The sequence below is a fragment of the Bordetella muralis genome, assembly GCF_965139205.1.
Taxonomy (GTDB): domain Bacteria; phylum Pseudomonadota; class Gammaproteobacteria; order Burkholderiales; family Burkholderiaceae_B; genus Bordetella_A; species Bordetella_A muralis.
The window spans coordinates 160134-182370 of the sequence record NZ_CBCSIU010000006.1; the positions used below are offsets into that span (position 1 = coordinate 160134).

The 22237-nt window shown below is 58.3% G+C and carries 24 protein-coding genes and 1 pseudogene; 12 read left to right on the top strand and 13 right to left on the bottom strand.

Annotated elements, in window-relative coordinates:
- Positions 1-13 precede the first annotated feature (13 nt).
- Entirely contained in the window at positions 14-184 is a 171-nt protein-coding gene (locus ACNA0I_RS11715; protein WP_415806181.1) for a hypothetical protein, read from the top strand.
- A 943-nt stretch (positions 185-1127) separates the two neighbouring features.
- Positions 1128-2375, top strand: coding sequence for a Hint domain-containing protein (locus tag ACNA0I_RS11720; RefSeq protein WP_415806182.1), 1248 nt, complete (start codon positions 1128-1130; stop codon positions 2373-2375).
- A 108-nt stretch (positions 2376-2483) separates the two neighbouring features.
- Here ACNA0I_RS11720 and ACNA0I_RS11725 read toward each other — a convergent pair whose 3' ends face one another.
- Positions 2484-3137 (bottom strand): hydrolase, encoded by a 654-nt coding sequence (locus ACNA0I_RS11725; RefSeq protein WP_415806183.1) that lies wholly within the window; start codon positions 3135-3137, stop codon positions 2484-2486.
- Between the two features lie 144 nt (positions 3138-3281).
- Between ACNA0I_RS11725 and ACNA0I_RS11730 the strand changes: the two genes are divergently transcribed.
- Positions 3282-4169, top strand: coding sequence for a LysR family transcriptional regulator (locus ACNA0I_RS11730; RefSeq protein WP_415806184.1), 888 nt, complete (start codon positions 3282-3284; stop codon positions 4167-4169).
- A gap of 275 nt (positions 4170-4444) precedes the next feature.
- On the opposite strand, the gene ACNA0I_RS11735 is transcribed toward ACNA0I_RS11730, so the two are convergent.
- The 9 genes from ACNA0I_RS11735 to ACNA0I_RS11775 form a co-directional block, all read right to left on the bottom strand.
- Positions 4445-4774 carry a hypothetical protein gene (locus ACNA0I_RS11735; RefSeq protein WP_415806185.1) on the bottom strand — a complete coding sequence of 110 codons (330 nt, stop codon included), beginning with the start codon at positions 4772-4774 and terminating at the stop codon, positions 4445-4447.
- A 76-nt stretch (positions 4775-4850) separates the two neighbouring features.
- Positions 4851-5258 carry a hypothetical protein gene (locus ACNA0I_RS11740; RefSeq protein WP_415806186.1) on the bottom strand — a complete coding sequence of 136 codons (408 nt, stop codon included), beginning with the start codon at positions 5256-5258 and terminating at the stop codon, positions 4851-4853.
- A 179-nt stretch (positions 5259-5437) separates the two neighbouring features.
- Positions 5438-6160 carry an arsenical resistance protein ArsH gene (arsH, locus tag ACNA0I_RS11745; protein ID WP_415806187.1) on the bottom strand — a complete coding sequence of 241 codons (723 nt, stop codon included), beginning with the start codon at positions 6158-6160 and terminating at the stop codon, positions 5438-5440.
- On the bottom strand, positions 6153-6575 hold the full coding sequence (gene arsC, locus ACNA0I_RS11750) for an arsenate reductase (glutaredoxin) (RefSeq protein ID WP_415806188.1): 423 nt from the start codon (positions 6573-6575) through the stop codon (positions 6153-6155). Before arsC ends, arsH begins: the two co-directional genes overlap by 8 nt.
- 31 nt (positions 6576-6606) lie before the next feature.
- On the bottom strand, positions 6607-7794 hold the full coding sequence (locus ACNA0I_RS11755; RefSeq protein WP_415806189.1) for an MFS transporter: 1188 nt from the start codon (positions 7792-7794) through the stop codon (positions 6607-6609).
- Position 7795: 1 nt separating this feature from the next.
- Positions 7796-8875: an ACR3 family arsenite efflux transporter gene (gene arsB / locus ACNA0I_RS11760; protein WP_415806190.1), complete on the bottom strand. Its 1080-nt coding sequence runs from the start codon at positions 8873-8875 to the stop codon at positions 7796-7798.
- 4 nt (positions 8876-8879) lie between these two features.
- Complete coding sequence (locus tag ACNA0I_RS11765) at positions 8880-9380, bottom strand: arsenate reductase ArsC (RefSeq protein ID WP_415806191.1); 501 nt, start codon at positions 9378-9380, stop codon at positions 8880-8882.
- 8 nt (positions 9381-9388) lie between these two features.
- Positions 9389-9883, bottom strand: a complete 495-nt coding sequence (locus ACNA0I_RS11770) for an ArsI/CadI family heavy metal resistance metalloenzyme (protein WP_415806192.1) — start codon at positions 9881-9883, stop codon at positions 9389-9391.
- A gap of 13 nt (positions 9884-9896) precedes the next feature.
- The gene (locus ACNA0I_RS11775) at positions 9897-10223 is read right to left on the bottom strand and encodes an ArsR/SmtB family transcription factor (RefSeq protein WP_415806193.1); all 327 of its coding nucleotides are present in this window, start codon (positions 10221-10223) and stop codon (positions 9897-9899) included.
- A 326-nt stretch (positions 10224-10549) separates the two neighbouring features.
- Between ACNA0I_RS11775 and ACNA0I_RS11780 the strand changes: the two genes are divergently transcribed.
- The 8 genes and pseudogenes from ACNA0I_RS11780 to ACNA0I_RS11815 all read left to right on the top strand — a co-directional run bounded on the left by ACNA0I_RS11780 (position 10550) and on the right by ACNA0I_RS11815 (position 18329).
- On the top strand, positions 10550-11374 hold the full coding sequence (locus tag ACNA0I_RS11780) for a MetQ/NlpA family ABC transporter substrate-binding protein (RefSeq protein ID WP_415806194.1): 825 nt from the start codon (positions 10550-10552) through the stop codon (positions 11372-11374).
- 59 nt (positions 11375-11433) lie between these two features.
- Complete coding sequence (locus tag ACNA0I_RS11785; RefSeq protein ID WP_415806268.1) at positions 11434-12576, top strand: methionine ABC transporter ATP-binding protein; 1143 nt, start codon at positions 11434-11436, stop codon at positions 12574-12576.
- Positions 12548-13210, top strand: coding sequence for a methionine ABC transporter permease (locus ACNA0I_RS11790; RefSeq protein WP_415806195.1), 663 nt, complete (start codon positions 12548-12550; stop codon positions 13208-13210). Before ACNA0I_RS11785 ends, ACNA0I_RS11790 begins: the two co-directional genes overlap by 29 nt.
- Positions 13211-13344: 134 nt before the next feature.
- A complete protein-coding gene (locus ACNA0I_RS11795; RefSeq protein ID WP_415806196.1) occupies positions 13345-14610 on the top strand; it encodes an SfnB family sulfur acquisition oxidoreductase in 1266 nt (421 codons plus the stop codon).
- Positions 14611-14654: 44 nt separating this feature from the next.
- Positions 14655-15941, top strand: coding sequence for an SfnB family sulfur acquisition oxidoreductase (locus ACNA0I_RS11800; RefSeq protein WP_415806197.1), 1287 nt, complete (start codon positions 14655-14657; stop codon positions 15939-15941).
- 39 nt (positions 15942-15980) lie between these two features.
- On the top strand, positions 15981-16788 hold an 808-nt coding region (locus ACNA0I_RS11805; RefSeq protein WP_415806198.1), incomplete at its 3' end, for an NtaA/DmoA family FMN-dependent monooxygenase.
- 4 nt (positions 16789-16792) lie between these two features.
- Positions 16793-17402, top strand: a pseudogene (locus tag ACNA0I_RS11810) (LLM class flavin-dependent oxidoreductase); the annotation flags it as partial.
- Positions 17403-17462: 60 nt separating this feature from the next.
- On the top strand, positions 17463-18329 hold the full coding sequence (locus ACNA0I_RS11815; RefSeq protein ID WP_415806199.1) for a MetQ/NlpA family ABC transporter substrate-binding protein: 867 nt from the start codon (positions 17463-17465) through the stop codon (positions 18327-18329).
- Between the two features lie 445 nt (positions 18330-18774).
- Here ACNA0I_RS11815 and ACNA0I_RS11820 read toward each other — a convergent pair whose 3' ends face one another.
- The 3 genes from ACNA0I_RS11820 to ACNA0I_RS11830 form a co-directional block, all read right to left on the bottom strand.
- Positions 18775-19110 carry a hypothetical protein gene (locus ACNA0I_RS11820; RefSeq protein ID WP_415806200.1) on the bottom strand — a complete coding sequence of 112 codons (336 nt, stop codon included), beginning with the start codon at positions 19108-19110 and terminating at the stop codon, positions 18775-18777.
- A 96-nt stretch (positions 19111-19206) separates the two neighbouring features.
- On the bottom strand, positions 19207-19710 hold the full coding sequence (locus ACNA0I_RS11825; protein WP_415806201.1) for a DUF4189 domain-containing protein: 504 nt from the start codon (positions 19708-19710) through the stop codon (positions 19207-19209).
- 99 nt (positions 19711-19809) lie between these two features.
- Positions 19810-20310 carry a DUF4189 domain-containing protein gene (locus tag ACNA0I_RS11830; RefSeq protein ID WP_415806202.1) on the bottom strand — a complete coding sequence of 167 codons (501 nt, stop codon included), beginning with the start codon at positions 20308-20310 and terminating at the stop codon, positions 19810-19812.
- A 286-nt stretch (positions 20311-20596) separates the two neighbouring features.
- On the opposite strand from ACNA0I_RS11830, the gene ACNA0I_RS11835 reads away from it, so the two are divergent.
- The gene (locus tag ACNA0I_RS11835) at positions 20597-22231 is read left to right on the top strand and encodes an ATP-binding response regulator (protein WP_415806203.1); all 1635 of its coding nucleotides are present in this window, start codon (positions 20597-20599) and stop codon (positions 22229-22231) included.
- Positions 22232-22237 lie beyond the last annotated feature (6 nt).

The window sequence follows — 22237 nt, forward strand, 5'->3', positions numbered from 1 at the left end:
GGCGCGTTCAATCATGAAGAAAAACCTCTCCTCGTTCACGCTGCTGTTCTGGGTCGTGCTGGTTGCGTTCTTTGCGTGGGACTGGGCTGTTTCCGTGCCGGTCAACGTCCGTCTAGAACCGCCACTCATCGCAGCTGGTTCCGGTCATGCTCCGACAGGCGGTCACTGCGCATCGACGTTTTAGTATGTAGCAGTGTGCTGTGTGCGTGACAAACGCGGCCATGAATTGGCCGCGTTTTGCGTTGTATGGCTTGCTGACCTCGCGCGCCGTATGGCCGCTACACGCACGCTCATCACCGTTGCCCGGTCTTTGCAGCGAGGCGAACATGGCGCGCAGCCCCCATTGGATGTCCGCCGTCCTGGCCGCTACGCAGGCCCTTTGCCGTGATGGCATGAGTCTCACATGAGCCTATTTACGCGGCAACTCCGCGGGCGTTGCGCTGCCTTGATCAACCTGGGATTCTGAAGGAATCACTACCGGCGTCGGAGGCTTGCTGGCGCAGGCGGCCAAGAGAGTGAGAGACAGCAAAGCAGCGAAACGCATATGGAAGACTCCGTGGGTTGGGGAATCGGGTTGCCGGCACCTGCAATAGGCTCATCATTGTGCAGTGCACTCTGCAATTCTTTCATGTCATGTCGCACTATGGCTGATGGTCATACATCCTTGGGGCGTGCGGGGCACCTCGTGCGTGCGCCATGCAGATTTCCCGTAACGCCTCGACCATCTTCCGAAATTGCTGCCTATTTCTGCCTGTCTTTTATATCCACATTTCTTATCGCTAGATGCAATAAATGTACCGAATGTGTCAATCAAAAATGTTGCAATATGGTTTCATTTAAATTGCAATGGAACTATCTATGTGAGCTCGATATGCAATTAATTCTAACAATATTCGGGTTAGTGATATGTATATGTACATTTAGCTGTGATAATTTAGCCAACTGACAGATAAAAGACTCGTATTGTGTTGTTATTAACAATTAGAAATAAAAAAGGGTTTCAAAAATATCTGAAATCATCTGAGAATGCTGCTGTTGATTAGGTAAGTCCAGTATTATTTTTTGCAGTTCGTGGAGATGTTCTTCACGGATGCTTTCTTTTTGCAACTTTTGCATCGGAGAATGTCATGGCTGTCCTCGGAATTGATATTGGTTCAAGTGATTACGAAGTCAATCAAAGCAATTTCAATGAAGACGCGGGCGATTCCCTGTCGTTGAACGTGCTCGGCAGCAACACGCTGACGGTGAATGGTGTCGATGCGACAGCGACCACGTTGGTCGGCGTTCAAGCGGCAGGCAGCCCAACTTATTCCGTTATCAATGGCGGAAGCTTGACGATCGAGTCTGGCGCGGCCAACCTCAGCGCGTTGACCAGCATCAACTACCAAGTTGAATCCGGTTCCGCGTTGACGATTAATGCTCCGACCCTAGCCGCTGGCTTAGTTAACCAACAATCACTCGAGTTCACCGGTGACGGTGGTTCGATGTTTACCTACAATCCGGGTGCGCTCTCGATTGGCGCACCGACGACGTTCGACGTGACCAGCCTCGGCGTTGGTGACACGATTGCGGTCGGAAGCCGTTCGAACGGGACGTTCACCTACAATGCTGACACGCAAACAGGTACTTTGACCTACCCCGGCACGCTGACCAGCGGCCTGGAAACCGTCAGATTCGAAATCCACGATCTGACCCAGGAAGACTACGACGCCATCGTCGCAGGCAATGGCGGCAGCGCCTCTGGTTTCGGTGAGTTCGTCTCGCCGGTGTGCTTCTTGCGTGGCACCATGATCATGACGACCAAAGGCGAAGTCGCCATCGAAGACCTCGTGGCAGGCGATATCGTCATCGGTCAATCTGGCGAGCGCACGGTCAAGTGGATCGGTTTCCGCAAGACGTTCACCAAACAAATCCCCGCCGACCGTCGTGCCGAGCACATGCCGATCCGCATCGTCCGCGATGCCATCGCCGAGAACGTGCCCAGCAAGGACATCGTGGTTTCGCCGGGACACCACATCCTGGTCGAAGGCAAACTGGTCCGCGCCCAAGACTTGGTCAACGGCAAGACGATCTACCAAGAAACGCACCACATCAGCTACGAGTACTTCCACGTTGAGCTGGATCAGTTCGATGTGATCAGCGCCCATGGCCTGATGTCCGAATCGTGGGCCGACGGCGGCAACCGCGACTACTTCCAGAACGCTGACGTTACCGCGCTGCGTCCGGAAGACCGCCAGCGTCGCCGTGCTGACCGCCCGGGCTTCGTTGCTCTGCGCAAGGGTGCCGAACTCGAGCGTCTGCAGGCCGTCTACGCTGCCCGCGCTGAAAAGCTGCAGCAAGAACAAGACCAAGAGTTGATGGTCGCTTACGGCTAATCTTCATCAGTGCCAGGGGCGACCCTGGCACTGCTGTTGATAGAAACTGGCTTCCCATGCCGCACCGATATTCGGTGTTTGCATGGGAAGCTTTTTTTTACGACGTCATCAACGGGCAGTACTGGGCACTGGCGTGTTGAGCAACTGTTGTTCCCATAAAAATGCAATACCGCTGCCGCCAGCGTGCTGTTTGATCACCTCGGTCAATTCGACGATGTGTTCGGTGCGAGCCCAGTCGCGCTGCCATTCTGATGCCAGCGCCAGCCAGGTGATCATGTTCGCACCAGCTGCGATCATGCGTTGAATGGCGACCTCGTGTGCCTCGACCGACACGCCGCCAGACGCATCGGTGACTACTGTCACATCCCAGCCTTCGCCCAGGGCCTGGATGGTTGGCATCGCGACGCACACCTCGGTCCATAGGCCAGCGATGATCAATTGCTTGCGGCCTGTGGCCTTGACTGCGTCTACGACCTTTTGATCTTCCCAGGTGTTGATCAGTGTCCGGTCGATGACCTCCTGGCCGGGAAAGACGTCAGTGATCTGAGGAAAGAGCAGTCCGCCTTGCCTGGCGATCACCGTTGTGAGAATGGTGGGCACGCCGAAGGTCTTGGCGACTTTCGCCAGCCCGGCTGAATTATTGACCACCATCTGTGGTTCGTGACTATTCACGTTTGCAAGTTGGTAAGGCTGGTGGTCGATCAGGACCAGTACTGAATCCTCGGGACGAAGAAGCGAAGCCAAGCCGTTACGGAAGGTCATTGATGCATCCTTTGCTGTAAGTGAAGTGGGTTGCCGACAGGCACGCTGGAGCTGCGGCGCTGCCTCAATGGATTCTGGCATTTCCATTTATGATGCGGTACCGGCCTTTTGAGGTACGCTGTGTCGCAACATGAGGAACGCTGAATGGATATAGAAGACCTGCAGACCTTTGTCAGCGTGGCCGACGCGGGCGGCGTGTCGTCCGCTGCGCGCCGGCTCGGTATCTCTAAATCAATCGTCAGCCGGCGGCTTTTGCGGCTGGAGACAGAGTTGGGTATTCAGTTGCTTGCGCGTACCACGCGTGGCGCCGCACTGACTGAGGCAGGGGCTGCGTTTCGAGATCATGCGGCCAGGGCCTGCGCCGAGATCGACGTGGCGAGGGATACGATCCTGCCCACGGGCGACCTACGCGGTCGCTTGCGAGTGGCCGTGCCGGTCTCGCTGGGGCCCGATCATTTTGCTCCCGTGCTTGCCGACCTGGGGCGACGTCATCCGCAGCTTTATATTGATGCCTCGTATAGTGATCGCTTTGTCGATCTCATCGCAGAAGGCTTTGATTGTGCGATACGGGTTGGCTATCTGCAGGACTCCAACTTGATCGCGAGGCGCGTTGCGCCGCTCTATGGCAAGCTCGTGGCCAGCCCCGGCTATATCGATGCGCATGGCGCGCCCGGGACGCCAGATGATCTGCTCGTTCATCAGGCACTCATGCAAGGCACAGAGGCCTGGCAATTCATGGACGGCGACAAGATCGTCACCGTTCGCCCGCAGGGCCGCTTCAAAGCCGACAACGGCATCGCTTTGGCTGCCGCTGCAGCGGCAGGGCTCGGCGTCGCTTGGCTGCCTGACTGCGTTACCTATGAGTATGTCGCGTCGGGCGCGCTGGTTCCTATCATGACAGGCTATCCGCCGCCGCCGGCAGGTATCTATGTCATTCGCCCGCCGGGGCAGCATCCCGCGCGGAAAATACGGGTCTTGATTGAGTTGCTGATCGAGTATTTCGAACAGGCTCCGTATCTTCAGGCGCGATGACATTCTGCAGGCAGCATGGGCAAAGCAGTCTCCCGACGCACAGGCACAGTGGGGCCGAAACCCTGCTGCAACAATGGCGCGTGTGCATCCGCCAAGTTCCCGAAGATGACAGTTGGCTGCTCAGCCACGACAGTCACGAGTCGCCGCTGACCCTGTATTGGCGCTGCCTGCCCGGCAATGCATACGCCTGCGCCCAATTGATGTCTCCACAACTATCGAAAATCGCGGGCTAGACCTTGTCGCATGGCGCCGGCACAGCCGTAGCGCCGACCGTTCTATTTGATCTTGCTGCAGCGGAATGCCTCGATGCCTTTTTCCACGTAGTGTGGTTCGCGTGTGCAGGCCGCGCGCATGGCCTGGTTGGCCAGGGTCATGAGATTGGCGGCGTTGGTCATTGCCTGCAGGCCGTCCTGGCCGGGGCCGATCTTGTCGTAGAGCGCCTTGAATTCATTGGCCTGCTTGCTATAGGCGTAGGCGCGCATGACGTCGGTATAGGCGATGGCGCGGGAGATGTCGCCGGGCGTGGGTTCCTTTTCGGCAGCGAGGGTCGGCCCGGACAGCAGGGCCAGGGCGAGCAACGGGACAAAGGCGGTTTTCATGTTCATCGTTAGGGGATCTCTTGCTGGTTGTCCGACGGGAGGCAAGCTAGCGGGCGTGTGTGCGGCCCGAGTTATGCCACCCTCACCACATCTTGCAGGTCGTGCCGTTGTTGACAAGGTCTCCACCGACGACGATGCCCTTTTCGTCGACATGGAGCATGGTGTAGCAGCTGGCGATGCCCGTGCGCCGTTCGTAGATGGTGCCAGTGTTGTTGCCGAAACCGTAGCTGACGCCGCCGGGCGGAGGTACGTAGAACGTGCCGACGGCCTCGTTCCAGGAGACTTCGCCGGAGGTCTGCCACATGTAGACCAGTTGCCCGATCGGCAGGTCTTCGCTGGCGTAGACGCGGTCGGGAACACCCCACTCGGCCACGATGTCGTTGACGGGCTTGCCCTTATGTCGCAGCATCGCCACGTCCCAGGTGGTGCAAGCGGTTATTGTGGCGCAGCACAGGCAGGCCAGCAGGGCCTTCAGAAAACGGGATCGCACTTTTCTTTCCTTGTTGAATATTTATTCGTGTGCCCTACGCGCGGAATAATGCCAGTGCTTTGGGTGAATGGCGAGGGGGATGTGGTGAATATTCAACATGCCGCGCGTCCAACCTAAGCTACACGGGTGGGATAGTAGGAAAGTGCCGATCGGATTCCATGAGGTGGGCTGGCCTCACCTCAAATGGATTGCTGCTGCATCCGAGTCGAAAGAGCAACCGCCGCTTCCTTTCGCTCACTATATCGGTCCACCAGATACGGTGCGACATCCCGCGTGAGCAAGGTGAACTTCATCAACTCTTCGACGACATCGACGATGCGATCATAGTAGGGCGAGGGCTTCATGCGCCCCGCGTCGTCGAACTCCTGGTACGCCTTTGCTACCGACGACTGATTGGGTATGGTCAGCATCCGCATCCAGCGGCCCAACAGGCGCATCTGGTTTACGGCGTTGAACGATTGTGACCCACCCGACACCTGCATGACCGCAAGTGTCTTGCCCTGGGTCGGGCGCACGGCGCCCACGGACAGCGGAATCCAGTCGATCTGCGTCTTCATCAGCCCTGTCATCGCGCCATGACGCTCAGGCGAACTCCACACCATGCCTTCTGCCCACTGCACCAGCTCGTGCAACTCGCGAACCTTTGGATGGCTGTCTTTGGCGTCATCGACCAACGGAAGACCGGACGGGTTGAACAAACGAGTTTCGCCGCCCAGGGCCTGTAGCAGTCGTGCCGCTTCCTCAGCGACCAGGCGGCTGTACGAGCGCTCGCGCAACGATCCATACAGCAGCAAGAAGCGTGGTGCATGGGTAGCCCGCTCAGGCGCAAACAGTTCGGTGTGATCGGGAGCTTGGAATAGCGGCGCGTCAATGTTGGGCAGGTCAACGGGCAAATCAGACACGACGGCCCTCCGCGTTGATCACCGGCTCGCCGTCTTCCTTGTTGAATGCACCGCGCTGTGGTTGCGGCAAGATATCCAGAACCGCCTCAGATGGACGGCACAAGCGAGTACCGAGAGGGGTAACCACGATGGGGCGATTGATCAGGATCGGATACTGGAGCATGAAGTCGATCAGTTGCTCCTCGGTCCATTTCGGATCCGCCAGTCCCAGATCGTCGTACGGTGTACCTTTCTGCCGGAGCACGTCTCTCACCGGCACGCCCATGGCGGAAATCAACGACTTCAGTGTTTCGGCGTCAGGCGGAGTCTTCAAATACTCGATGATCGTCGGCTCTTCGCCGCTGTTGCGAATCAGGCCGAGTACATTGCGCGATGTTCCGCAGGCAGGGTTGTGATAAATCGTGATGGCACTCATGAGACACCTCCGTTGATGCAAGATTTGGATTTCAATGGACCGCGTGCCGTGCACGCAGCAAGAGTAGCGCGGCACAGGCAGCCAGGCCGATGCCTCCGGATAGCCAGAGCGCGTTGGCTCCCCAAGTATCCAGCGCCACGCCGAAGACAAACGGGGCAAGGGCTTGTGCGACCCTCGCCGGCATCATCAGCCAGCCTTGGCGTGCGCCATAGCCTTGGGGGCCGAACAGCGCCAGCGGCAAAGTGCCCTTAGCGATGGTCAATATGCCATTGCCTGCCCCATGCAGTATGGCAAACAGCGGGGCCATTACTGGGCCGCCGGTCAGCAGCACCGCCACACCGGCTGGATGCGCTAGGGCGGCCAACCGCGCTGACAGCAATGGATGAACTTGTCGTAGAAGACCAAACTCAAGCAGGCGACCGGCTACCTGTGCGGGACCGATGAGCGCTCCCACGGCCACGGCTGCAGAGAGCGTAGTGCCTGCCGCTTCCAGCATCCTCGGTAGATGCGTCGCCATGGCCGTGCTGATGAACCATGTCGCCGCAAACACGAATGCCAAGAGGAAAGTGGCATATCGTTGTTGCCCCACCTCAGGCGTTGGAGACGCGTCGATGTGTTCCGCATCTTTGGCGTTCAGGTTTGCTGGTTTCGCTACAGCCGGGGCATTGGGAAGCCAGGCGTTCAGCGGCAAGCCGATCAACAGATGCATGACAGCCCAACCGTAGCATGCGCCGCGCCAACCGAATTGCGCTTCCATCCAGGCAGAGAGCGGCCATCCAACGGTGCTGGCGAAGCCGGCAATCAGGGTAATGCCCGTGATGGCGCCACGGGCATGATGACCATAGAGATGCACCAGGCTGGAGAAGGCGGCCTCGTAGAGCCCGGAACCCATCGCCACACCAATGACGAGCCACGCTGCAACCATCAGCCAAAGGCCCTGGGCGGCACCGAGCATCCCCAACCCGAGGGCAAACAGCAAACTCGTGCTGACTAGGACGATACGACCACCACGACGGTCAATCGCCTGACCTGCCCACGGGCCCACCAGCGCTGAAGCTACCATGGCGATGGAAAAGGCGGCGTAGACCGTCGGCGCCGATACGCCCAGGTCCCGGGCCATCGGATCCGCGAGCATTGCTGGGAGGTAGTAGGACGACGCCCAAGCCAGCGTCTGGGCCGTTCCCAAGGTACCTACTACCCGAACCGAGGCTCCTCGCATGTCAGTCCTGCCGCAGGCCTGCGTCGTACCACCCTTTGCTCTGATTGACGATCCGAACGACGAGCAACATGACAGGCACCTCAATGAGCACACCGACGACCGTCGCCAGGGCAGCGCCGGACTGGAATCCGAACAGGCTGATTGCGGCGGCAACGGCCAGTTCAAAGAAGTTGGATGCTCCGATCAGCGCAGACGGGCACGCGATGCTGTGCTTTTCGCCGACACGGCGGTTGAGCCAGTACGCCAGACCTGAATTGAAGAACACTTGTATGAGAATGGGCACGGCCAGCATCGCGATCACCAACGGCTGGCCAATGATGGCTTCGCCCTGGAATGCAAACAGCAGCACCAGCGTCAGCAGCAAAGCCGCCATCGAGAACGGCCCGATTTTCTCCAGCGCTGCCTCGAATGTTGCTTGGCCGCGGCGCAGCAGCGCGCGGCGCCAAAGCTGGGCGAGAATGACCGGAATGACGATGTATAACCCGACTGAAACCAACAACGTGTCCCACGGTACGGTGATGGCCGACAGGCCCAGCAGCAGCCCAACGACAGGCGCGAAGGCGAACACCATGATCGTGTCGTTCAGCGCTACCTGCGACAGCGTGAAAACGGGATCACCGCCCGTCAATCGACTCCACACGAACACCATGGCGGTACACGGCGCAGCGGCCAGAAGGATCAGGCCCGCAATGTAGCTGTCCAACTGATCGGCAGGCAACCAGGGGGAAAAGATCTGTCGAATGAACAGCCAGCCCAGAAAGGCCATCGAGAACGGCTTTACCGCCCAGTTAATAAACAAGGTTACGCCGATGCCACGCCAATGCTGCTTGACCTGGCCTAGCGCACCGAAGTCCACCTTGAGCAGCATCGGGATGATCATTACCCAGATCAGAATCCCAACGGGCAGGTTCACCTGGGCGACTTCCCAGTGTCCGATAGCCTGGAACACCGTCGGCATCAGTTGACCAAGCGTCACGCCCAGCACGATGCAGAGGAAGACCCACAAAGTGAGGTAGCGCTCGAAAATACTCATTCCGGAGCGTTGGCGTGCAGCCGACGCCGCCTGTGCACTAGACGACATCTTTTTACTCCCGGGACTGGCCGATGCCGTGAAGTTCGGTCTGAAGCGACATGGCATCCAGGCGGTCGAGCGGCAAGGAGAGGAAGAGTTCGATCCGGCGCTTGAGCATGCGCGCCGCGTCATGGAAGGCCTTCAGTCGTTCTTCCTCGCTTCCCTCATGCGCGGCGGGATCAGGCACACCCCAATGCGCCGTCATTGGATGGCCCGGCCAGACGGGGCAGATTTCCCCAGCAGCGTTGTCGCACACCGTGATGATGAAATCCATTTTTGGCGCATCAGCGGCAGCGAACTCGTCCCAACTCTTGCTTCGATAGCCATTGGTCGGCAACGAATAAGAGTTGAGAGTGGCCAGCGCGAGCGGGTGGACTTCGCCTTTGGGTGTACTGCCGGCGGAGTACGCCTGGAAGCGATCGCCAGCCAGACCTTTGAGCAGCCCTTCGGCCAGGATCGAACGGGCGGAATTACCCGTGCAGAGAAAGAGCACGTTGAAAGATGAGCGCGACATGGAGATTCCTAGCAGCAGCGAGTAGGGGTAACGGCTTTCGGGGTACAGCAATTGGATGATGTCGAGGTTTTGGTTGACGGCGAACAGCAGGCGGTCATCGCAGAGTCGTTGGTGGGCGTACTGTGCGATTCGCCGTAGATGGGAATGGTGCCCAGTGTGTGGAAGTGCTCCCATGCCAAACCTTGGGGATCGGTGATCCAGTACTTCTCGCTCCGGGCGTAGCAACAAGAGGTCTCGCCTTGATTCTCCAGGATCAAGCTAGCTGCCTCCGCTCGGGACTTCAATGCGGCGAGCTCCTCGGGGCTCTCGGTTTGAATGCCGAAATGATCGACTCCTTGGCCAGAGCCGCGAGTCGATATCGCAAAATTTACTGGAGGATCGTCGAGCATCCACTTTGCGTAGTCCGATTCGAGGCGAGCAGGCTCTCGGGCGAACAGCTGGGAGTAAAAGCCAACGTTCCTGGCCAGGTCATCAACGTGCAGATGGACATGAAAGCGTTTCATGGCGAACTCCTCTTTAGCAGGTTGTGCAGACGCCAGGGTTGGATGCCTCGCAAGAAGCTCCTTCGCAGCAGTGCTCTGTGAGATACCCAAGCAACCCATTCATCTGAGAAAAATCGGCGCGATAAATCAGATTGCGCCCCTGTTGTTCGACGCTGACCAGGCCGGCATGCGTGAGCTCCTTCAGATGAAAAGACAGCGTGTTGCGCGCAACGCCGAGCTGGTCAGCCAGGACACTGGGGGTAAGCCCGGGCAGGCCGGCCACGACCAGCGCGCGGAACGTGCGTAGCCGCTGGGGGTGGGCCAGGCCGGAAAGGGCTGCAATAGCTTGGGTTTCATTCATTATTCGATAATACAACGTTTATTGAATTAATGGTGAAAATTCTTTTGATGAAGTCGAGCCCGAGTTGGACGAACTAACCGAGCTGTTGAACCACAAGTGCATCAGCATGAGTATGCAATCCAGCGGCGGAATCTATGTGTGGGAATTTATGCGTATGCGGTGAATCCTTCACCGTTCTCATATGCATATTTTGTGGCTAGGTGCTCAGATTCACCTGTATAAGTAAATGAATATTCTATCGTGGTGCATGGGGCACTGAGCCTATTAAATAGAGCCTTCCCGAGATTGTCCTGCGCTAGCAGGTCAGCCGAATGAGGTTGTTTTTAATGCTTGAGCATCTAACGAAATTTCTCTTGACCAGTGCTGTTGCGCTGGCTGTTCTGCCTGTCCATGCCGCTGACAAACTACGCATTGGCGTGGTGCCAGGCGCCTATGCGGATTCCATCAACGCCGCGGCTAAAGACGCCAAAGCGCAAGGCATCGACGTAGAGGTGATTGAGTTCACTGATTGGACGACGCCTAACGTTGCGGTGGACAACGGCGATATCGATATCAACTATTTTCAGCATCAGCCTTTCCTGAAAAATGCCATTGAGAAAAATGGCTACAAGCTCGCCAGTGCGGGTACGGGTATTTTGGCCAATGTCGGCTTGTACTCGCTCAAGCACAAGTCCGTCGATCAAGTGCCCCAAGGCGGCAAGGTCGGTATTGCCAACGACCCGGTCAATCAAGGGCGCGGTTTGCTGCTGCTGCAAAAGGTGGGATTGATCCGGCTCAAGCCCGATGTGGGCTATCTGGGCACCTTGGATGATATTGTGGAGAATCCCAAAAAGCTCAGCTTTGTGGAGGTGGAAGGTCCGCAGTTGGTGCGCATTACGGGCGATGTGGACCTTGCTCAAGGCTATCCGCATTTCATCGTGGCGGCCAAGGCATTTGATCCCTCGAGCGGGTTGGCTTATTCGGGTATTGAAGACGCGCAGTTTGCGATTCAGTTCGTCGTCAAGGCCGATCGCACACAAGATCCGATCATTCAAAAATTCATTGGCATCTACCAACAATCGCAAGCTGTGCGCGATGTGAGCAAGACGGCCTTCAACGATGATGAGCGTCTCTACACCTTGGCATGGCAAGACGCTGGCAGCAAGGAGTGATGTGCATGGCTTATACGTCAGCGTTGCGGCGCAATCTGGATCATTTTGATGAAGGTGAGATGTCTCACATTGATTCCAGTGAATCTGACCTCCGCCGCTTTGGCCATGCAAGCGTTCGGCCTGACACTGACAAAGCCGGCAGCGTGGCGTTTCGCCATCTCTCTAAAATCTATCGTTCGTCCGCAGGGGCGGTGACGGCGCTGCAAGACATCGATTTGGACATTGCACCAGGCAGTATATTCGGCATCATTGGCCGCAGCGGCGCAGGCAAGTCCAGCCTGCTGCGAACCATCAACCGGCTTGAACGACCTACAGGCGGGCAGGTATTGGTTGACGGCGTGGATATTGCCTCGCTCAGTGAATCGGAACTAGTGCAACTGCGCCGCCGCATCGGCATGATTTTTCAGCACTTCAATTTGCTGTCTGCCAAGACGGTCTACGAAAATGTAGCCCTGCCATTGAAAGTCGCGGGCGTGTCCCCGCGTGCGATTGCCGAACGCGTCCAGGAATTGCTGCAATTGGTGGGCTTGCAAGACAAGGCGGACACCTATCCCAGCCGTCTCTCCGGCGGGCAAAAACAGCGCGTAGGCATTGCGCGCGCGTTGGCCACGGGGCCGCAGATTCTGCTGTGCGATGAGGCCACTTCCGCGTTGGACCCGGAAACCACGCAATCCATCCTGAGCCTGCTCAAGGACATCAACAGGCGCTTGGGTATCACCATCGTGCTGATCACGCACGAGATGAGCGTCATCCGCGAAATTGCCGAGCGCGTCTTGGTATTGGAAAAGGGACGCGTGGCCGAGTTAGGCGAAGTCTGGAAAGTCTTTGGCAACCCGCAGCACGATGCCACCAAGGCGCTGCTGGCGCCGTTGCAACACAGCCTGCCAGACGACCTGCAAGCACGCCTGGTTCGGCAACCGCACCCTTCAGGCAGGTACAGCCGTATTTTGCAACTCTCGTACAGTGGGGAAGGCGGCCTGGAGCCCGATTTGCTGCGCATTGTCCGCAGCCTGCCGGGCCAGCCGCAACTGGTGCATGGCGGGGTAGACCGCATCCAGGGCCACGCGCACGGGCGTTTGTTGGTCGCTATTGCAGGGCATGTGGCGCTGCCTGATTTGCAATCTCTCACGCAGGGCCCGGCGGCCATTGCGCATCACATTGAGGACATCGGTTGTGTCGTGGAATCTGAGCATCCCCGCTGAGCGTTACTGGCAAGCGCTGCTGGACACGTTGGTGATGGTGGGCGTATCTGGCGGTTTCGCCTTTTGTGCCGGTATTCCGCTGGCTGTGCTGCTGATCGTCACCGCGCCAGGCGGGTTTTTGGCGTCGCCCAACATCAATCGCATGGTGGGCAGTGTGGTCAACGGGTTCCGTGCCACGCCGTTCATCGTGCTGCTGGTGGCGTTGATCCCGTTCACGCGCGTGGTGGCTGGTACGACTATCGGTGTATGGGCCGCCATTGTGCCGCTGGCAATCAGCGCGACGCCGTTTTTTGCACGCATTGCAGAGGTGAGCCTGCGCGAGGTCGACTCGGGCCTGATCGAAGCGGCCCAGGCCATGGGCTGCAAGAAGTGGGACATTGTGCGCCACGTCTACCTGCCGGAAGCGTTGCCGGGCATCATTGGCGGTTTCACGATTACCTTGGTCGCGTTGATCAGTTCATCAGCCATGGCCGGTGCGGTAGGGGCGGGCGGTTTGGGCGATTTGGCCATCCGATATGGCTATCAGCGCTTTGACACACAAGTGATGCTGATTGTCATTGCCGTGCTGATTGCGCTGGTCATGGTGGTACAGCAGGCCGGCGACCGCTATGTGCGATGGCTGCGCAGCCGTTGATGGTTTAGCGAAGGCGAAACGCGCGTGCATCGCGAATTTCAAATATTCCCTTGATTGATTCAGGCACACACAACCTGAGTACCGGCGCGGCAGCCAATGCCACGCCCAACCTCTTGAGATCAAAGAAACATCGTATGACCGATCGGAATGCTCTGGGCGAAGCTTTGCCGGAAACCGCCAGCACGCAGCGCTTGCCACTGCCGCCGCAAGCACCTCACGCCATATCCAGCGAGGCTGAGGCCATTGAGATCGCGCATCAATTGGCCGCCGAATTCGCTGAAACGGCTGCTGAGCGGGATCGCCAACGCCTGCTGCCGTGGGATGAGATGGAGCGCTACTCTGCCAGCGGCTTGGCAGCTATCACCATTCCTAAAGCCTATGGCGGGTTGGAGGCATCGAATGCGACGCTGGCGCAGGTATTCATCATCATCAGCGCGGCCGACGGCTCGCTGGGGCAGATCCCGCAAAACCATTTTGCGCTGATCCAAAACCTCAAAGATAGCGGCACCGAGACGCAACGGCAGCGTTGGTTCAATGCTGTGTTGAACGGCGCGCGTTTTGGCAATGCCGGACCAGAGAAAAAAAGCAAAGCGGCTACCGTCACTGACGTTACTGCGCGCCTGAGCCGCGCCGCCGATGGCGGCCTGCGCGTGAGCGGCACGCGCTTTTACTCAACCGGCTCCATGTTTGCGCATTGGATTCCCTTTCGCGCCGCCGACGAGCAAGGCCGCGCCGTGCAGGTCTGGGTGCGGCGCGATGCGCCGGGTGTGCGAGTCATTGACGACTGGAACGCCTTTGGCCAACGCACCACTGCCAGCGGTAGCGTGGTGCTGACCGATGTGCCAGTGGGCGAAGATGATGTAGTGGCCATCTACGCCGCCAGCGCCAAGCCAACACTGTCGGGGCCATTCTCGCAGTTGATTCAAGCCTCTATTGACCAGGGCATTGCACAAGGCGCGCTGGACGAGGCAGTGCGCTACGTACGGGAGAAAACGCGGGCGTGGATGCATTCGGGGATCGAACACGCATGGCAAGATCCCTACATCATCCAGGAGATTGCGCAGTTACAGGTCGAAGTGGATGCCGCTCGTGAAACACTGCTGGAAGCGGCCAATACGATTGACGCACTGCAGGCCGCGCCTATCACGGAAGAGAGCAGTGCGACAGCCTCCGTACAGGTTGCGCGCGCCAAGATTCTGACTACCGAGGCCGCGTTGCACGCCAGCGAGCGCTTGTTCGAGCTGGCTGGCACCTCATCGGCCCGTGCGGCACACAACTTTGATCGCTACTGGCGCAATGCGCGCGTGCATACGCTGCATGACCCTGTGCGATGGAAATATCACTTGCTGGGCAATTACCGCCTCAACGGTGCGCTGCCCAAGCGTCACCAGTGGAATTGAGCCCAAGCAACCAGTCGGAAGACTTCAAGAGAAATTCGTGCCCCATGACCGTCATCAGCTCCATCAGCCGCTCAGAGGCCAAAGCCCAAGAGACCAAGACTAATGTGCCAGCGGCCCCTCCTGTCGCGGCGTCCAAGCAACGCCCACATTCCATTGCAACCGAAGCCGAGGCCCTGCAAATCGCCCAGCGTTTGGCTGCACAATGGGCGCCAAGCGCACATGAACGTGACCGTGATCGCCGTCTGCCTTGGTCGGAGATGGAAGACTACAGTGCCAGCGGCCTATGGGCCATTACCGTGCCAAAAACGCACGGGGGGCTGGGCGCCGGCGCATGGACGTTGGCGCAAGTCATCGCCACCATAGCCGCGGCCGACGGCTCGCTGGGTCACATTCCCCAAAACCATTTCTATGCGCTGGAAGTGTTGCGCGTGGGCGGCACTGACGCGCAAAAACGTTTCTTCTACGATCGGGTATTGGCGGGAGAGCGGTTTGGCAATGCGCTTTCAGAGATCGGCCACCGTGACCACAAGCGCCGCACACGGTTGGAGCCCAAGGATGGCCAATGGGTGCTCAATGGCCAAAAGTTTTATTGCACAGGCGCCATTTTTGCGCACTGGATTCCCGTGCAGGCCATGCAATGGCGGGGCGGTGCGGATGAACCCGTCAGCGTGCTGGTGTTTGTGCCGCGTGCGGCAGCCGGTGTGACGGTGACGGATGACTGGGATGGCATGGGCCAGCGCGTGACGGGCAGTGGCTCAGTGGCGTTGGAAAATGTGCTCATTGACCCGGCATGGATTGTGCCCTTTCAGGCCAGTTTTGATTCGCCCACACCCATTGGCCCGTTGGCGCAAATCATGCACGCAGCTATTGATCTGGGCGTGGGTGAGGGCGCCCTTGCTGCTATGTTGCCCTACGTGCGCGAGCATACGCGCCCATGGGTGGATGCGGGTATTGATAGTGCCAGCCAAGACCCTTTGACGCTGCATGCCATTGGCAATATTGACGTGCGCCTGTGCGCTGCACGTTTGTTGCTGCGCCGCTCGGGCGCCTTTGTAGACGTTGCGCAGGCCAATCCAACGGATGACACCGTGGCGGCCGCATCCATCGCCGTGGCCAAGGCTCGTACGCTCACGCACAGTGCAGGATTATTGGCGGCGGATAAGTTGCTGGAACTCGGCGGGACCTCGTCGACCTTTGCCGACCGTGGCTTTGATGTCTATTGGCGCAATGTGCGTACCCATACGCTGCACGATCCTGTGCGGTGGAAGTTCAACGCCATTGGCAACTATGTGTTGAACGGCATCAACCCGCCGCGTTACGGAGCCTTGTGATGCGCTGTGTCTTTTTTGCGTACCAACGGAATTCCCGCCATGACCCAAGCCACTAAACATATCCACGTCAACGCCTTCAATATGAATTGCGTGGGCCACATTCACCATGGTTTGTGGACGCATCCACGTGACCGTTCCACCGAATACCATACGCTCAAGTACTGGACGGACATTGCCAAAACGCTGGAAAAAGGGCTGTTCGACAGCATCTTCATCGCCGACGTGATTGGTTATTACGACGTCTACCAAAAGGGTGTGGACTTGACGTTGCGCGAGGGCATTCAACTGCCGGTGAACAACCCGTGGCTGTTGATCTCCGCGATGGCGGCGGTGACCGAGAACTTGGGTTTCGGCGTGACGGCTACTGTCGGCGCGCACCACCCCTACACCTTTGCCCGTGATGTGACGACGCTGGATCAGCTCACCAATGGCCGAATGGGTTGGAACATCGTCACGGGTTATGTGGACAGTGGCGCGCGCGGCTTGGGCCAAGATGGCCTGGATGCGCATGATAGCCGCTACGACCGTGCCGAGGACTTTCTGGAACTCGCTTACAAGTTGTGGGAGGGTAGTTGGGAGGATGGCGCAGTGATTGCCGATAAGGCACGGCGCATCCATGCGCTGCCAGAAAAGGTGCATCCCGTGTTCCACCAAGGGCCGTTCTATCGCAGCAATGCCATTCACATGAGCGCGCCATCGCCGCAACGCACGCCGTTGCTATTCCAGGCAGGTACCTCTGCGCGTGGACTGAAGTTTGCGGGGCAGCATGCCGAAGGCGTTTTCATTGGCGCGCGCGATCCGGCTGCGGCACGCGAAGCCTCGCGCAAGTTGCGTCAAGCGGCAGTGGNGGNCGGCCGCCAGCCGGATGACATCAAGATCTACGCGGGCGTCGCCGTAGTCACCGGTGCAACCGAGGCCGAGGCTAAAGAGAAGTACGCTGACTACCTCGCCCACGCGAGTGCCGAAGGTGGTCTGGCTCATTTCGCCGCCAGCACTGGCGTGGATTTTTCCCAATATGATTTGGATGAGCCTATCGAGTTCGGCCAAGGCAATGCCATTCAATCGGCCGCGGCGGCGGCGAAAAAGCAAGGCTGGACCACGCGCCGCAAGCTGCTGGAGCAATTCGCCTTAGGCAGCCGCTACAACACCGTTGTGGGCGATCCTAACCAGGTGGCCGATGCATTGACGCACTGGATCGACGAGGGCGAGATTGACGGCTTTAACCTCACACGCATCGTCGTGCCAGAGACCTGGCAGGACTTTGCCAACGTCATCGTCCCCGAACTGCAAAACCGCGGCCGTTACCGTACGGCATATGACGGAGGCACCTTGCGCCAACAGCTTTTTGGTCGTGGTGACCGTTTGCCCGATCACCATCCCGCCGCGCGATGGCGACGCGCATTGACCCGCTTTGCTGAATCGGTTGAGCCTGTGCCGGCCGCTATCGCACAAGCGCAGTGACGGGTTTTCTCCAGGGTCTCAGCCTTCCATTTGCATACCGATTTTTTCCAGGAATCTTGCATGTCTTTCACCTGCTTTAAATTCCGTGTTTTATCTGCTTTTGCTGCAGTGGCCGTCGTGGGCAGCTTACATGCCGCGCCGTTGAAAATCGGTGTCACGCCCGGTTCTTTGGCCGACTCCGTCAATGTTGCCGCTGCACAGGCTAAAAAAGCCGGGCTGGATGTGCAAGTCATTGAGTTCACCGACTGGACCACACCCAACACCGCACTGGAGTCCGGGGACCTGGATCTGAACTACTTCCAGCACCAGGCATTCTTGGACAACGCCGTGACCGAGCGAGGCTACAAAATCGAAAGCGTGGCGTATGGTCTGTTACCCAATATTGGCCTCTATTCCAAGAAATATGACGCGTTGACCGCCATTCCCAACGGCTCCAAAGTCGGCGTGGCCAATGATCCGGTCAACCAAGCGCGTGGTTTGCTGCTGTTGCAGGCTGCAGATTTGATTCAACTAAAAGATGGTGTAGGTGCCAAAGCCTCCGTCAACGATGTGGTGCGCAATCCCAAAAAGCTGCAACTCGTGGAGGTGGAGGGGCCGCAATTGGTGCGCGCGGTGGATGACCTCGCGCTTGCCCAAGGGTATCCCGCGCACTTCGTCAACGCTGGCCAACCGGAGTTGGCCAGCAAAGCGCTTCAGTATTCCACGATTGACGATCTTTACTACGCTATCCGTTTCGTGGCCCGTAGCGACAACAAGAACGACTCCCGCATTCGTCAGTTTGTCGATATCTACCAGAGCTCTCCCGCAGTGGCCGCGCAAATCGACAAGTCTTTCGCAGGGGACAAAAAGCTGTATTCCCTGCCTTGGACGAACCCCAAAAACGCGTCGATTACCAATGCGCTCCGGGGCGGCCATACCAGCCGATAGGTCAATAAAATCAAGCCTGTAGAAACAAAAAGGCTTGGAACACGTTGTGTTTCCAAGGCCTTTTTGTCTGGAATTTTGGTGGAGCGGAGGGCTACCAAACAGCCCGTATAAGCAGTTGATTCATAAGAAAAAAGTGTGGTCGGAGCTTCTTTGCTACCCCTATAGATACCCCCAGGCTGACGCTGCGAGGTGGAAGAAGAAACCGGCCCCTCTTATTTGCCCAAACGAAAGCTGAATGCTAGTTGCTGGAGAGCAGCACATGTCGGCACCGAAGATGGAGTGGCGCCTATGAGGGCCGGGAATTGAGCGTGTGGCGTATATCTCCGTGCCGAGCGGCAATAGCTGTCCTAGGCGGACTCGCAATGGCTATCGGCTGCAATGGCGCATCGTAGCGGGCAGAGCATGGCGCGTTTTGCTGCTAGCTCCTGCCCGCAACGATGCCGCCTTACCGGGATTTCTTGATCGAGTGCACTTGCACCGGAGTGCAGGAAGGCTTCGTTAGCGTTGGCGCCGAGATCAGTAGCCCCGGCATCATGCGTGCAGTGCAATCGAAGCGGCGTCCCTTCGTTGTAGTGGCGATATAGCTCAGGTCCTGTGCGCCCAACGCATCAGGTTGACTGGCTTTCACGTCGGTCACCGAAAGCTCGTCCGACGAAGCCAAGCCGATCATCTCGGCGGTGGCACTTTGCAGGGGCACGATCGCCTCGTTGGTTCCCATCGTGGTGCAGCCTGCGGTTGCCAAAATGACCATTGCCAGAGAGAGGGTGAGACTGGTTTTCATAAACATCCTTATGCTTGTTGTCGTATTAAAGCCGCCAAAGGCGGGAGATCCGTCACGCTTTGATGGGCGTCACTTATGCGCGCAGCTTGTTGCTGCTCAGTACGGAACGAATTTCGGCTCACTGCAAGCTGAGTGGTAGAGGCGGCAGTTGCTGTCCGACGCGTTGCATTGCGCCATGCCTGCTCTGGTTCCTTCTTCGATGGAGGGTGCTGAACGCATGTAATATTTTTTGGCACCCAGCACCATGACGGCACATGCATTGGCGTACCAAAGCTCGATCCGACAGGTCTTGCCGCCTTTGGCATGGCAGTCACTCACCGCGGCCTGTTCAGCAGCTGCGCGGTTGGGCCGGTCCACGGCGGTGCCCAGCGTGCCGGTGACGTTGTCGGCAGCAAACGCTCCCCACGCCTCCTTCCACTCGCCAGTGGGCTGGGGCGGCGCGGGTGCTTCGGACTGGGCAGGTGCGTCCGTTCCGCCAGGCGCGCATCCCCACACGGCACCATAGAGGCGCGGCGTCTGTCCCTGCGGGCATCCACCCTCTGCGAAGGCTGCTCCACTGAGCGTGAGGGTGATCAGCAATAGAAAGATTCTCGCCATCATTGAAGTCCTTTAAAGCATTGGCTGCCGCGTATGCATGGCCACCCGTGTGGGGGACACGGCAGTTGGTTTCGGCGTTCTGGCATGCGGTGTGCGCTGCATTTAGTAGGCGACGAACTCCGGCATGCTGCATCCGGAGTAGTAAACCCGGCAGTTCACATCAGCGGCCCGGCACGTAGCCATGCTCTTTGCCGTGGCGGCTTCAATCGTTTCCGCGCTGGAGGTGTTGTAGAGCTTGTTGCCTGTGACGAGTACGGCACATTGGTTGTAGTAGGAGATATCGAGCTTGCAGCCCCCACCGCCTTTCGACCGGCAGTCCGCGAGTGCGGCCTGAATTGCTGCTTTCTCGTTGGGCATGCCGGTGGAAACGCCCAAGATGCCCTTGGCCGCATCACCGCCAATAGCGCCCCATTTGGTAACCCAATAGCCCGTGGGTTGTGGCGGGGCGGCTTCCTGCTGTTGAACGGGGGCATCCGTCCCGCCCGGGGCACAACCCCATACGCCGCCATACTGTTTTGGCGTTTGCCCTTGGGGGCATCCACCCTCTGCGAAGGCAAGGCCAGACAATAAGTACAAGCCGATGGCAATCAGCAGTCGAACCATTGACGATCCCAAGCGCGCAAGCGCCGCCGCGATAAAATTTGCATTCAATTGGGAATGCCCCAGGCCGCGCATCCAGAAGCCGTCAGATCGGGAAGATTCGATTGTGCAGAAATCTGGGAAGGCGATGATGCAGCAGTATAAAAGTTCCCGATAGAGAAAGACCTAGTACATGTGTACTAATAGGTACTAGCTCATCGCCAGCGGATGAATCAGGGTTTCCCAGAAGGTCCTTCGCCAATAGAACGCCGAAAATAGTGCCGGTACGAAGACAAGGATGCTTCGAGGTATGGCCAACAACGAAAAAGATACAGAGCGCGCGCAAGCGACCGTGCGTTTGGTTCTCGGTTTTTTGGGAACGCTGTACGCGCCATTGTTAGCGATGGAGGGCATGTTGCCACAGTCCTCCGCACGGCTTATGGCGGCGCATGGGACCCTGTTCATTATCGTTTCTCTGGTGTTGCGTTTTGCCATCGTGCGTTGGCCGGGTAACTACCCCAGCAGGCGGCTCTTCGCCATGTTGCTCGACTATTCCGCCTTGGGCTTTCACATGATCCTTGGTGATGAGGATCTGCTTCCCGTCTACGCGTTGGTGCTGTGGGTCACGGTGGGTTATGGCATCCGCTATGGGTCGGCCTATCTGGCCATTTCGACTGGAATCGCGCTCGCCACGTTGCTAGTGGTGGGGCAGGTAACACCTTACTGGCAGGCACAGCCTTACATCATGTGGACGCTGTTGCTGACCACGTTGCTGGTCCCCGCATATACCCATGTGCTGTTGCGTGAAAACAAGCGCGCCTATGAGCGGGAGCGCGAAGCAACTCTTGCAAAGACCCGTTTTCTAGCACAGGCGAGCCACGATCTGCGTCAGCCGATCCATTCCATCGCGCTGTTCACGGACTGTTTGCGGGACGAGCACCTCAATGCTCGCCAGGCTCAGTTGGTCGACAACATAGATCGGTCCCTGCATAGCGTGTCACACCTGTTCCGTTCGATTCTCGATAGCTACACGCTGGATAGCGGTCGGTTGGAGGCCAGGTTCGACGTCGTGCCGGTGCGCGAATTATTGGACACGGTGATCAGTGAAAGCCGTGATTCCGCGCGCTGGGCCGATGTCGACGTGCGCGTGCGTGCCGGCGATCATCTCATCCGTACCGATCCGAACTTGATCTGTACTGTCGTTCAGAACCTGGTCGAGAACGCGGTCAAGTATGGGGAAGGAAAACCTGTGCTGGTCGCGGCAAGACGACGCGGTGATAGGTTGTCGCTGCAGGTGTATGACCAAGGACGGGGCATCCCACAGGAGAGCCTGGATAAGGTGTTCGACGAGTTCTACCGCGTGCGACAGCAACGCGACAAGGACATCGGCGGCCTCGGGCTGGGCCTGTCCATCGTCAAGCGGATTTGTACGTTATTGGGGGCCGCTGTTTCCATTCGATCCACGATCGGGCGCGGCACCGTAGTGAACGTGGACGGATTCGAGATCGTCCGTCATTTGCCCAAGGCACAGTTGCGCAGCGGCGAACAGGGGGCGAGTGTACTCAACGGGCTACGTGTCCTGCTGATCGAGGATGATGTCAATGTGCTGATGGCAACGGCTTTGCTGTTGGAGCGCTGGGGATGCATCGTTCAACGCGCGACTACGCTACCCGTGCTGCCTGGCGTCTGCGATGTCGTCATTAGTGACTATGACCTCAATGCCCAAATCACCGGGGCGGAGTGCATTGCCCGAATACGACAGGCGCTGGGACCGCAGTTGCCGGCGCTGCTACTGACCGGACATGACACGAAGGCCGTACGCGGCAAGCTAGCGGATCCGGACCTTCCGATCCTGGCCAAGCCGGTGAGGCCGGCCGAACTGCGGTCACTGCTGACATCGCTCGTCTTGGAGGCGGCGCATCCCGCCAATCTGGTCCGGGTCTGAACGCTT